The sequence below is a fragment of the [Borrelia] finlandensis genome (assembly GCF_000181875.2).
GTDB lineage: Bacteria > Spirochaetota > Spirochaetia > Borreliales > Borreliaceae > Borreliella > Borreliella finlandensis.
The window spans coordinates 371,836-385,179 of the sequence record NZ_ABJZ02000005.1; the positions used below are offsets into that span (position 1 = coordinate 371,836).

The following is a 13,344-nucleotide window of genomic DNA, read 5'->3' on the forward strand; positions in this document are numbered from 1 at the left end:
AATACTCCCTATAACCTTATAAAAACTCATATTTTATTGTTTCATCCAAATAGATTTTTATTTTACCAGAATTTTCAATTTTCTTAAAAAGAATTTCATCTATTAAAAGCTTTCCCAATTCTTTGAATATAAATTTTCTAACACTTTTTAAGCTGTACCCCTTTCCATAAATCTTTTCTCGAATATAATCAACAACACTTTTTTCAAAAAAAACATCAAATTTTCTATCTCTTAATATCCTTCCAAAATAATTAAGTTCATTAAAAATGATTTTTTCAAAATCTAACTCATCAATAGATTTAAATACAAACACATGATCTATTAACTCTAAAAACTCATTGGGTAATCTCTTCTTTAATATAAAGTTAAAATCATTTTCCCCCGCCATTTTGTTTTTAAAACCAATGCTATTAAGCTCTTTGCTCTCAGCATTGATACTTATTACTATTAAACTTTCTGATAAACTTACCTTTTTCCCAAGACCATCAAAAAGTTTACCTGTTTTAAACCCCTCTAAAAAAAAATCTAAAACCCTTTTATTACATTTGTCAAAATCTGATAAGAAAATAATAGAATTAGAAGATTTGTTCAAAAATTTAAAAAATCTGGTAGATTCATAATATCCTTCATTACTTAAAACAGGCCCAATCAATCTATCAAGAGAATTAAAATCACCATACTCACCCATGTTAAGACTAAATTTCGGAATTTTAAACTCTTCTGATAAAATATCCATCAATTTGCATTTTCCTGACCCAGAAACACCAATAAAGGCAAATATTCCAATAGTACTTCTATTGGCAAGCAAATTAAATTTTAATAATTTAATATTTAATATCAAATCAAGTACCAAGTTATCATGTATAATAAGTTCTTTTTTTATTCTATTTTCTAAATTAATTAGCAATTCATCATCATACTCTTCAAAATTAAAAATATTAGAACCAACAATAGATTTAATCAGATTACAAACATCATCTTTTGTTATAATCCTTTTTATTTTTTCAAGCTTAAACTTAGAGCCTAATTCATCTAAAATATCAAAAGCTTTGTCTGGAAGAAATCTATCTTTAATATATTTTTGAGACATGAGAATGCAAGCTTGTATTGCCTCGTCTGTATATTCCACATTATGATATTTCTCATAATCTTTTTTAATCTCCTGCAAAATATTATAAGCGTCTTCAAAATTAGGCTCTTTGAGCTCTATACTCTGAAACCTTCTCATTAAGGCCTTATCTTTTAAAAAAAATTTTCTATATTCATATTCTGTAGTAGCTCCAATAAATTTAATTTTTCCTAAAGTGAGAATGGGCTTTAACAAATTGGAAATATCCATACTACCAAATGAAGTAGCTCCTGCCCCTACTATCATGTGGATTTCATCAATAAAAAGCATAACTTTTTTTCTTGAGCTTAAAAAATCTAAAACCCTATTCACTCTACTCTCAAGATCCCCCCTATATTTAGTACCAGAAACAAGCCTGCCAATATCAAGAGAATAGATTTCATACCCTATTAAATCCTTTGGAACATTCTCTATTTTTATTTTATATGCAAGACCTTGAATTAATACTGTTTTTCCAACACCAGGCTCTCCAAATAAAATAGGATTACTTTTATGCTTCCTAAGTATCACCTGGATTAACCGAGACAATTCTTGATTTCTACCAATTAAAGGATTGTATTTTAAATCCAAAGTATCAATAACGTTTGTTAAAAAATTGCCAATAGAGCCTTTACTTTCTAAGAAAATATTATTTTGATCCAACTTATCACGCTTATCATCAAAAATATGAAAGCCTCCTTTCATTTTTGGCGCATTATGAATATATTCTGCAATTAATTCACTGTTGCCTAAGGCAGATTTAGTATTTACAGCTAAATAATCATGAACTTCAATAAGTTTGTCAAAAATAGTCAAATTAAAACCCGAACTAAGCAGCGCATCTAAAATACTATTTTTTCTTTTTTTGACAAGCACCCATAATAAATCTTTTTCTTGTATTTTATAAGGTTTTTTATAAAAAAAAAGAACACTAATTATATCATCATACAAATAATCCATACTAGAAACATAGTCTGGGATATAATTGCCTCTTAAGGGAAGTTTGCTAAAAAATTCTTCTAGCTGTTTATTAAGTTTATAAAAGTCAATTGCACACAAATTAAGCAGTTCTTTAACTTTATCACTTTTAATAAGCCCATAAAAAATGTGCTCTTCTGTAAACACAAGGTGCCTAGATTCCATGAAAAACAAAAAGACGTTAAAAAATAAACAATTTAAAGCTCTTCTATCATACATCCAAAATCAACTATAAAACAATTCGTAAAAATTTTTTTTTACCTACTCTTAATTCAACTTCATTGTTATTAAAATCCTTTTTAGTAAGAAGGTGGCTCTGACTTTCTACCCTTTTACCATTAATATAAACACCTCCAGAATCAATCAATCTTCTGCCTTCTGATTTGCTGGGCACAATTTTTGAATCTAACATTAAATCAACCAATAATATCTCTTCTTTTGGGCTAGAAAAGCTAAATTTAAAAAATGGAATATTACTCCTATCTCCACCTCCCCTAAACGCAGCAAAAGATGCCTCTTGAACTTTCAAGGCTTCTGCTTCTCCGTGAACAATTTTAGTTATCTCAAAAGCCAAAATCTCTTTGGCCTTATTTAAAGAATTCCTCTTAAAATTTGAAATTAATTCAATCTCATCTTCTTCTAAAAAAGTAAAAAGATATAAAAAAGTTTTCACATCAGAATCTGAAGTATTTCTAAAATACTGATAAAAATCATAAATACTAAAAAGATTAGAATCAAGATAAACAGCACCTTTTTCTGTTTTGCCCATCTTTTTCCCATCACTTCTTGTAATTAATGGAAACGTAAGCCCAAAAGTTTCTGATCTATTTTTTTTTCTAATTAGGTCAACCCCTGAAATAATATTCCCCCATTGATCATCACCACCAATTTGAAGTCGGCAATTTTTAATTTTATTAAGCATATAATAATCATAAGACTGCAAAAGTTGATAATTAAACTCAATAAATGAAAGTCCAAAATCTAACCTTCTTTTATAAGTTTCAAAGCTTAACATACGATTAACAGAAAAATGCATGCCAATATCTCTTAAAAATTCAATATAATTGAGATTATCTAACCAATTTGAATTATGAATAAAGCATTCTGAAGTAAACTTAGTTATTCTTTGAAGTTGATTTTTTATCAACAAAGCATTATTGCCAATCTCTTCTGAAGATAAAATCTTTCTCATCTCACTTTTTCCAGAAGGATCGCCTATTTTTGCTGTAGAATCTCCAATCAAAACAATTGGTATGTGCCCGTGTTGCCTAAGATGCATCATTGCTAAAAAGGGAATCAAATGACCAATATGAAGAGAACTAGATGTCGCATCAACTCCTGCATAAAAAACTATTTTTTCCCTATCCATTAAATCACTTAAAACTTTTAAAGATGTACATTGCTTTAAAAATCCGCGTTTATGTAAAAGACTTAAAGCAAGATGCATTTATTAAAATCCTCTTTGTAATTTAAAATCTCTGTTTTAATGTATGAATATAAATCATTAATAAAAATTCTCTTCTGAGTCATGCTATTTCTTTCTCTAACAGTAACTGTCTCATCCTCAATCGTATTGTAATCTATTGTTACGCAATAAGGAGTTCCTATTTCGTCTTGACGTCTATACCTTTTACCTATTGTTCCACTATCATCGTAAAATATATGAAAATCATCGCAAAGCTCCATATAAATCCTTCTAGCAATCTCAGTAAGCTCAACTTTTTTAACAAGAGGAAATATAGCAATCTTGTAAGGAGCCAGCTTGGGATGTAAGCGCAAAACAATACGCTTATCTCCATCTGAGAGCTCTTCCTCAGAATAAGCATCACAAAGAGTCATTAAAACAGACCTTGTAAGACCAGCAGAAGTCTCAATAACATAAGGCACATATTTCTCTTTTGTCAACAAATCATGATACTCAAATACTTTGGGCTTGTTGGAAAATTTAGCGTGCTGAGTTAAATCATAATTACCTCTATTATGAATGCCTTCTACTTCCTGAAATCCAAACGGAAATTCATACTCAATATCAAATGCAGCTTTTGCATAATGAGCAAGCTGCGTTGAATCATGCGCCTTAAATCTTAATCTATCGGGACTAATTTTAAGAGTTTCTATAAAAAAATTCATTCTATTTTGCTGCCAATAACAAAACCACTCGTCTATTTGCTTGGGATGAACAAAAAACTGCATTTCCATTTGCTCAAACTCACAAGTTCTAAATATAAAATTTTTAGTAACTATCTCATTTCTAAACGCTTTACCTACCTGAGCAATCCCAAAAGGAATCTTAAGCCTTGAAGAATCCAAAACATTTCTAAAATTAACAAAAATTCCTTGTGCTGTCTCAGGCCTTAAATAAACTTCACTAGAACTATCCTCCACTACTCCAATATGGGTCTTAAACATTAAATTAAAACTTCTTGGGGAGGTAAAATTATTTCCAACTTTGCAATTCGGACAATTTTTTGACAAATCAACAAAATCAGCTCTAAATCTACTTTTACAATCTTTGCAATCAACCATAGAATCCGAAAAACCATCAACATGGCCAGATGCTCTCCAAATTTCAGGGCGCATAAAAATAGCGCTATCTAAACCTACAATATTTTCATGCAAATACACCATGCTCTTCCACCACTCTTTCTTTATATTCTTTTTAAGTTCAACACCCAAAGGACCATAGTCCCAAGCTCCTGAAAGGCCCCCGTAAACCTCTGAAGACTGAAATACAAATCCTTTTCTTTTTGCAAGAGAAATAATATCTTCCATTCTAACCATAAAAATATCCTTAATAGCTATTCATTTATTCTTAAAAATTCCTGTGCTAATTTTATTCTTTCAAAAACTTTAGACTTGCCTATCAATTTTAAAGAATCAAAAAGCGGCGGAGAGACTTTGCTGCCAAGCGCTGCAATTCTAATAGGAAGAAGAATTTCTCCCAATTTAAAACCATTACTCTCAGCAAAATCATAAAAAATTTTATCATTTTCTTCTGACGATCTTTCTTCAAATCCTTCTAAAATAGGCTTTATTAATTCTAAAATAGAACAAACTTCTTTAGCTGTTTTTTTTCTACTTAAAAACTCATCTAAATTCCAAGATTTAATGTCCTCATAAAAAAATTTAGTCATATTTAAAGCATCACTTAATTTTTTAATTCTACTCTTTATAAGAGGAATTAATAACTTTAATTTTTGATTTTCTTCCAAAGTACTAGGCTTAGAAACATACCCTTTTTTTTGGAAAAAAGGGAGTAAAAGATTAAATAAATCTTCATCTTTTTTTTCTCTAATATAGTAGCTATTGAAAAAATCCAACTTATGATAATCAAAAATAGCGGGGGATTTATTGATCTTCTCAATTGAAAAAAATTGCTCAAGATCATTTTTTGAAAAAAATTCTCTCTTATCATCGTAAGACCAGCCAAGCAAAGTAACATAATTAATAATAGCCTCTGGAAGATACCCATCTTCAATAAACTGTCTTAAAGCTGTTGAACCATGTCTTTTGCTTAATTTTTGACCATCATTTCCCATAACCATTGGAAGGTGACAATAAATAGGAGGTTTCCATTTAAAAGCCTTATAAAGAAGTACGTGCAATGGACCTGAAGAAACCCATTCTTGAGCCCTTAATACATGGGTAATTTTCATTAAATAATCATCAACAACATTGGCAAGATGATAAGTCGGCAATCCATCTGACTTGAGAATTACAGGATCAGGACTAATGTCTTTATTCGCCCATGTAATCCTTCCAAGTAAAATATCATCAAAGCTGGTATCTCCTTCTAAAGGAATTTTAAATCTGACAACGGGCTTGATTTTTTTAATTATCGCATTCTCAACCTCTTCATTACTTAAATTCCTGCAATGCCTATCATATCCGGGTGACATCTTATTAATATTTTGAATTTTCTTAATCCTTTCAAGCCTTTCGGGACTGCAATAACAATAATAAGCATGCCCAGATTCAATTAAATATTTAGCATATTGCTTATATATTGCACTTCTTTGAGACTGAACATAAGGCGCATAATCACCCCCTACAACAGGGCCTTCATCAAAAGAAATGCCAAGCCATTTAAGACTTAAATAAAGATCATTTTCAGCTTCTAGAGAATACCTGCTCTGATCTGTATCCTCAATCCTAAGCAAAAATTTACCTCCGCAAGACTTTGCAAAAAAATAATTAAACAAAGCTGTTCTAATCCCACCAATATGTTGCAAACCTGTTGGAGAAGGCGCATAACGAACTCTCATACTCAAAACACAACTCCTTTAATAAAAAACATCTTTTTTAGAAAAATCATAAATATAATAAAAAACAACAAAAAATAAATTCGAACCAAGTAGCTTTGTATGCTTAGAATCTATCCTGTTTTTAAATTTATAGTATCGATTTCTAATCTCAACTTTCTTGCTTTCAAGCAAATCAAAAGATATTTTTGATTTTCGCAATAAATAATAGAAATAAATAGTAAAAATATCATTTTTCAAAAAAAACTTATCTAAAAAATTTACCAACTCTTTTAGCTTTGAGTGCTCTTCAAATGACAACATACTAAGAGCCTCACAATATTTCACCCACTTATTTCTACTGTACTTGTAATTTAAAATTAAACTAGAAGCCTTTTCTTTTTCTCTAAAGCTAATAAGAACAGAATAAAGCTCTATTATTGTTTTATGTCTTAATCTAGTGTCTTTTAAATAAAAATAAAGCTCATCAAGGCTTTTTTTATCTTGTTTTATTAAAATAAACCTAAGAAGAATAGATATTTCAAAAACACTTTTAAGCTTTTTGCGAACCATTTTAAGCTTCAAAAAAGTGAATGTATCTTCCATCCCATTTAAAATAAAATACAATCTTGAAAAAAAATACTGGGAATAAATAACATTAAAAACAATCACTAATAAAAAATAAACTACAATAAATTGGTAATTAAGCAAAATGAAGCTTAATTTCATTTGAAATCTTAAAATTGCCAGAAAATAAATAAATAATCCAAGAAAAATAATATTAAAACCTAAGCGTATTTTTTCTACCATAAAAATCTCTTCAAAAAAGCTTAATTCAAAAATTGAGATATAATAAATACATTATACTAATAGATAGACAATTAATAAATAATATGATATACATGGTTAATAGAGCTTAATTTCAAGGGAATAAATGCAAAATTCTGAAAGCATTATCAAAAACATAAAAAATTCATCATATTTAATAGACAAGGAATTTTTAGTTTGGCCTGAGAATGCATTTATTGGAGACAAAAACATTGAGCTTATTGAAAAATGGAATCTAAAGTCATACATTAAAGAGAGGAAAAATTTTTTCAGTGACGATTCTGTTAAAAGAGAATATGAAGAAATACACAAAAAATTCAACGAAGAGGCTATTTCTAGTTATCATGTAATAATAAGCAATTTAGAAGAAATTTATGAAAATTGCAAAAGAAATAAAAAAATATATTACCAAGATATTATGCCTACTGTAAAAAAAGTAATAGAATTTTACAAGAAACAGAAGAAAATTTTTATCAAATATTTTAGAATTCCCAAGCTTTCTGCAAACTATCACATTATTCATTCAGTAAATACAGCTATCCTAACAGTAGCCCTTGGCAATGAAATGGGACTAAATAACTATAAAACAGTAGAACTTTGCAGTATTGCTCTTTTACATAAAATAGGATTTTTATTTATTCCATCAAAAATCAGCGAAAAAAAAGAAGCATTAACGGAAGAAGAACTAGAAATAATAAAAAAATATCCCATAATAAGCTACAAAATAGCTTCAACAAGCAACTTGTCACGATCAATATGTTTGACACTTTTAACACATAAAGAAAATCTAGACGGAACTGGCTATCCTAAAGGATTAACAAGTGAAAATATCAGCATAGAATCAAATATAATAGGCGCTGCTAGCGCCTATTCTGCTATCATTTTAGATAAGGCATACAAAAAATCTTTTAATTCTGGAGCATCTATTATTGAATTAATCAAAGATGCTGACAAAAAATTTGACAAAAGGGTTTTGAAGTTAATAATCAATGCAATATCTTCTTGTCCTTTAGACTTTATTGTAGAACTTAATGACAATTCTATAGCCAAAATAGTAGATACAGATGAGTCTAACCCAAATCTCCCATACATCAACTACATAATAAAAAATGGAAAAGTTATAGACAAAAATGAACAATCTAGTGTTCAATCTATACCAAATACAAATACAGGAATAAAAAAAATACTCAATCAAAATGAAATAGAGCTAATTAAAAATAAACATTCTTTAATAGATATTATATAAGACGCTTAAAAGGAGAAAAAATATGATTTTGATAATATCAGCTATGCAAGAAGAATCAGAAGAAATAAATAAAATACTTGACAACAAAGAAGAAATTGTATTAAACGACTACTTAGAAAATAAAAAGATTTATAAAGGAAAAATTCTAGGAAAAGATGTAATATCTTTAACTACAGGAATTGGAAAAGTTAACGCAGCAACTTGGAGTAGTCAAATTATATCTAAGTATAAAATCACTCATATAATAAACTCTGGAAGTTCTGGGGGGATAAAAGAAAACTCTAACCTTAAAATATCAGACATTATAGTATCCTCAGAAACAGCATACTATGACTTTGACTTAACCAAGTTTGGACACAAAATAGGACAAGTCCCTAATTTGCCACAAAAGTTTAAAGCAGATGAAGAGCTACTTAAAAAAGTAGCCAATATTGTTGACAACAAGCTTTTAAAAATTGATATCCATATTGGCTTAATACTAACAGGAGATCAATTTGTTGACAATGAAAAAAATCTTGAAACAATTAAAAAAAATTTCAAGGATGCTTTAGCTGTAGATATGGAAGGAGCTGCAATAGCTCAAGTAGCACATATATTTAAAATACCATTCATAATAATTCGTTCAATTTCTGATCTACCAAACAATAAAGACAACCATATAGATTTTAATAAATTTTTAAAAACATCATCAATAAATTCAAGCAAAATGACAAAGGAACTTATTAGGCTAATATGAGTAAAATAATAGCAGCGAACCAAACTTTAACTTCTGAGGCTGTATCTGAAGGACATCCAGACAAAATTGCAGATCAAATCTCTGATGCCATCCTTGACGAAATACTAAAAGAAGATAAAAATGCAAAAGTAGCTTGCGAGGTCATAATTGCACAAAATTTAGTAGTAATAGCAGGAGAAATAAATAGTCCTGTAAAAAAAAACATAGATATAAAAGAGGTTGCTAAGAATATCATCAAAGATATAGGCTATACAAATATTGATTATGGGCTTGATTACAAAACAATAACGGTAATAGACGCTATTGGCAATCAATCACGTGACATTATAAACGCAATTGAAAAAAAAGGATCCAATGCCCTTGGAGCAGGGGATCAAGGAATAATATTTGGATATGCCTGCGATGAAACAAAAAATTTTTTACCTGCTCCTTATGAACTAGCCAATTCAATTCTAAAAAAAGCTAGCAATCTTAGAAAATCAGGAGCAATAAAATGGTTAAGACCTGACTCAAAATCTCAAGTTACCATAGAATACGATAAAAACAGAAACCCTGTAAAAATAAAAAATATTATAGTCTCTCATCAACACCATCCAAACATCTCACAAAAACTAATACAACAAACAATAATTGAAGAAATTATCAAGCCTACTGTTCAAGACAAATCAATGCTTGATGAAAATACTGCTTATTGCATTAATCCTTCTGGAAATTTTGTAATTGGAGGCCCTACCGGAGACACTGGGCTTACAGGAAGAAAAATTATTGCAGATAGCTATGGAGGATTTGCAAGACACGGAGGGGGGGCATACAGCGGAAAAGATGCCACAAAAGTAGATAGATCAGCTGCCTACATGGCAAGATATATCGCAAAAAATATGGTGGCAGCCGGAATTTCTAAAGAATTTGAACTACAGCTCGCATATGCAATTGGCATTGAAAACCCAATATCTGTTCAAATAACTGGGGGAATAAATGATCCTAAATATGCAAACAAAATATTAAATTTTATTGTTAATAACTTCGATTTAACTCCCAACGGCATAATTGAAAAATTAAAACTAAAACAACCCATATATCTTAAAACTTGCACTTATGGTCATTTTGGAAAAAATGAATTTGAATGGGAAAAATTAGATTTTGTAAAAAAAATACAAACAGCGCTAAAAAAATGAAAAAAATAACAAGCTTTACAATAGATCATACAAAACTCAACCCTGGCATATATGTCTCAAGAAAAGATACCTTTGAAAATGTAATATTTACTACAATAGACATTAGAATCAAAGCTCCCAACATCGAACCAATAATTGAAAACGCAGCAATACATACAATAGAGCACATAGTAGCTACTTTACTTAGAAGCAATGAAGTTTGGACCGAAAAAATAGTATATTTTGGCCCTATGGGATGCAGAACTGGCTTTTACTTAATAATTTTTGGAGACTATGAAAGTAAAGATCTTGTTGACTTAGTCTCATGGCTTTTTTCCGAAATCGTAAATTTTTCAGAACCTATCCCAGGCGCAAGTGATAAGGAATGCGGAAATTACAAAGAACATAACCTTGATATGGCCAAATATGAATCTTCTAAATACTTACAAATATTAAACAATATTAAAGAAGAAAATTTAAAATATCCTTAGCTCATAAAATTTACAAAATAGAAAGTATTTCGCTTTCATTTTTTGTTGCTACATCAAACTGAAAAATAAATCCTAATGTTATTTTATGCATTTGATTTAAAAGTAAAGGTTTGTTATAAAAAATTGGAAAGATTGTATATTCCAAAAAAATAAAATCTACATTAATTCTAGCTCCAATGTCTATTCCCAAAACAAAATTATCCAATAACACCCAATCACGCGAATCTACAAAACAAATTTTTGCACCAATGTATGAAAATTTTAAACCTGTAAAAAAGATTAAACTAAACATTGGTGTATAGGGTAAAAAGAAATAATTACCATACATTCTCAGTGAAAATGAAACGTCTTTTATTATGAAATAATTTAGAGAATGCTTCAAATATGCTTGATCATCCAACATAAATATAATCTCATTGGTGTAAGGAGTATGGCTTGGTAAAAATTTAATATCTAAATTAAATTCTCCACCAAATGCTAAATTTTGAGAAACATTAACACCAACTCCACTGAAAAATTGATACTTAAGTCTTTCATAAAAGAATAAATCTTGAGTAAAATTGTCAACACCAAACCCAACTCCACTGTATACATTAAGATATCCAGGAATTCCTGAATAAATTCTAAATGTATTAAGCATAAAAACAAAAAAGAATAAAAAGTTTCTTCTCATAAAGAATCCTTTTGGGCAAAATAAAATTAAATATTCATACTTATTTGCATAGACAACTCTTTAAATTTTTCAACTTCAAGATTAAGTTTATTGCCTCTCTTAAAACCAAAACCATCGTTTTTAAATCTTGGAATTACATGAAAATGAGTATGAAAAACCTCTTGCCCTGCGCCAGCCCCCAAAGCAGAATAAATATTTATTCCACCATAAATGCTTGAGTTTATTCTTTTTAAAGCATTTGAAATTTTTTTACATACCTTTAAAACTCTTTCGTTAAATTTATCATCCATGTTTAATAAACTCTCACTATGTTCTTTGGGAATAACAAGAGTATGCCCAACAGTTAAAGGATTAATATCTAAAAATGCTAAAACTAAATCGTCCTCATAAACTTTATAACTAGGAAGCTCTTTGTTTATTATTTTACAAAAAATACAATCGTACATTAAAAATATCCTATTATAAAAAAATAGCAATCAACATATTTAAACGAAATTTAAACAGCATAGCTAACTAAAACCCATTTTGCTATATTAAAATAAGCTATTAAAGTAATAGCATCTGCAATTGTAGTGATTAAAGGGCCTGCCATAAGTGCTGGATCCAACTTTAAAATTTTAGCAACAATGGGTAAAAGACCTCCCAATATCTTTGCCACTGTCAAACTTACCATCAAGCAAGATGAAACTACAAAAGCTATTTTCATCTTATCAGAATGGTGCGGAGCTACAAAAAATACAATTCTTAAAAAATTAACACCAGCAAGAATTGCTCCCACTAGAATACTAACACATATTTCCTTTAAAAACACTTTAAAAAAATCTTTTACCTTGACAGTACCAAGAGCAAGCTCACGAATTATTAACGCAGATGCCTGAGAGCCGGCATTGCCTGAAGTATCCATTAAAAGGGGAATAAAACTAGCTAAAACCACTAAAGACAACATTAAATTTTGATAATTTGAAATGATTGTAGCTGTAAAAGTAGAAGACACCATAAGAACTAAAAGCCAAATTATCCTATTTTTTGTCATAACTAAAATAGAAGTATCAAGATAAGATGTATCTAAAGGCTTAACAGCTGCAATCATTTGAAAATCTTCAGTATTTACAGATTGAATAACCTCTAAAATGTCATCAATAATAATAACCCCTATCATTCTCCCCTCATTATCAACAACAGGAACACTAGTAATATCATGTTTTTGAAAAAGAAGTGCGACATCTTCTTTCTCATCATTAACCCCCACAATATAAAACCCACTACTTCTCATTATTGACGAGAGAATAACATCATCTTTAGCCAATATTAAATCTTCAATTTTTATAACTCCTTTTAAATGCTTTTCATCATCTGTAATATAATAAGTGTAAATATCTTCTTTGGTTTTAGCTACCCTTCTAATATAATCAAGAGCTTTGCCAACTGTGAAATCTTCTTTAAGCTCAACATACTCAATTGTTACGATCGAGCCTGCAGAGTCATCACTGTAAGACAAAAATTTATTAATAATTTCTCTATTCTCTTCTGTAGAACTTGCCAAAAATCTCTGAACAACATTTGCAGGAACCTCTTCCAAAAGGTCAATAACATCATCAAGATTTAGCTCATCAATCATTTCACTTATTTCTTTATTGGTAAAAGAATTTGCTAATTTATTTTTTGTAGATTGGTCAAAATTAGAAAAAGTTTCAACTGCTATTTTTTTGGGCAAAAATCTGTAGAGTAAAATCAATTCAGTTCCATTAAGTCTTTTAAGAGCCTCAGCAATATCAAAGGAATCATGCTTTAAAAATTTTTCTTTAATTTTAGAATAGCTCTTCTCTTTAAGAAAAATTCTCAACTCATCAATATCTATCATTAAAAGGCCTCCAAAAATTTAAATTTTA

12 protein-coding genes are annotated in these 13,344 nt (G+C 29.3%); 4 read left to right on the plus strand and 8 right to left on the minus strand.

The features are described from left to right. Positions 1-16: 16 nt before the first annotated feature. The 5 genes from BSV1_RS03010 to BSV1_RS03030 are packed head-to-tail and all read right to left on the minus strand — an operon-like array spanning position 17 to position 7,137. Positions 17-2,305, minus strand: coding sequence for an AAA family ATPase (locus tag BSV1_RS03010; RefSeq protein ID WP_008882519.1), 2,289 nt, complete (start codon positions 2,303-2,305; stop codon positions 17-19). A 10-nt stretch (positions 2,306-2,315) separates the two neighbouring features. Then, positions 2,316-3,533 (minus strand): tyrosine--tRNA ligase, encoded by a 1,218-nt coding sequence (gene tyrS, locus BSV1_RS03015; RefSeq protein WP_008882763.1) that lies wholly within the window; start codon positions 3,531-3,533, stop codon positions 2,316-2,318. Next, positions 3,518-4,867, minus strand: a complete 1,350-nt coding sequence (locus BSV1_RS03020) for a glycine--tRNA ligase (RefSeq protein ID WP_008882678.1) — start codon at positions 4,865-4,867, stop codon at positions 3,518-3,520. Before BSV1_RS03020 ends, tyrS begins: the two co-directional genes overlap by 16 nt. A gap of 17 nt (positions 4,868-4,884) precedes the next feature. After that, the gene (gene gltX, locus BSV1_RS03025; protein WP_008882368.1) at positions 4,885-6,357 is read right to left on the minus strand and encodes a glutamate--tRNA ligase; all 1,473 of its coding nucleotides are present in this window, start codon (positions 6,355-6,357) and stop codon (positions 4,885-4,887) included. A 12-nt stretch (positions 6,358-6,369) separates the two neighbouring features. Then, entirely contained in the window at positions 6,370-7,137 is a 768-nt protein-coding gene (locus BSV1_RS03030; RefSeq protein ID WP_008882848.1) for a hypothetical protein, read from the minus strand. Between the two features lie 124 nt (positions 7,138-7,261). Between BSV1_RS03030 and pdeB the strand changes: the two genes are divergently transcribed. Genes pdeB through BSV1_RS03050 form a run of 4 tightly spaced genes read left to right on the plus strand, consistent with a single transcriptional unit; the run spans position 7,262 to position 10,782 of the window. Next, a complete protein-coding gene (gene pdeB / locus BSV1_RS03035; protein WP_008882328.1) occupies positions 7,262-8,401 on the plus strand; it encodes a cyclic di-GMP phosphodiesterase PdeB in 1,140 nt (379 codons plus the stop codon). A gap of 22 nt (positions 8,402-8,423) precedes the next feature. Then, positions 8,424-9,137 (plus strand): 5'-methylthioadenosine/adenosylhomocysteine nucleosidase, encoded by a 714-nt coding sequence (locus BSV1_RS03040; RefSeq protein ID WP_008882439.1) that lies wholly within the window; start codon positions 8,424-8,426, stop codon positions 9,135-9,137. Next, on the plus strand, positions 9,134-10,312 hold the full coding sequence (metK, locus tag BSV1_RS03045; RefSeq protein WP_008882503.1) for a methionine adenosyltransferase: 1,179 nt from the start codon (positions 9,134-9,136) through the stop codon (positions 10,310-10,312). Before BSV1_RS03040 ends, metK begins: the two co-directional genes overlap by 4 nt. Further along, positions 10,309-10,782, plus strand: a complete 474-nt coding sequence (locus tag BSV1_RS03050) for an S-ribosylhomocysteine lyase (RefSeq protein ID WP_008882340.1) — start codon at positions 10,309-10,311, stop codon at positions 10,780-10,782. Before metK ends, BSV1_RS03050 begins: the two co-directional genes overlap by 4 nt. Positions 10,783-10,792: 10 nt before the next feature. Here the strand turns inward: BSV1_RS03050 and BSV1_RS03055 are convergent, their stop codons facing one another. Genes BSV1_RS03055 through mgtE form a run of 3 tightly spaced genes read right to left on the minus strand, consistent with a single transcriptional unit; the run spans position 10,793 to position 13,316 of the window. Beyond that, positions 10,793-11,455, minus strand: a complete 663-nt coding sequence (locus tag BSV1_RS03055) for a hypothetical protein (protein WP_008882370.1) — start codon at positions 11,453-11,455, stop codon at positions 10,793-10,795. 26 nt (positions 11,456-11,481) lie between these two features. Further along, entirely contained in the window at positions 11,482-11,901 is a 420-nt protein-coding gene (locus BSV1_RS03060) for an HIT family protein (RefSeq protein WP_002656400.1), read from the minus strand. Positions 11,902-11,951: 50 nt separating this feature from the next. Next, a complete protein-coding gene (mgtE, locus tag BSV1_RS03065; protein WP_008882505.1) occupies positions 11,952-13,316 on the minus strand; it encodes a magnesium transporter in 1,365 nt (454 codons plus the stop codon). Positions 13,317-13,344 lie beyond the last annotated feature (28 nt).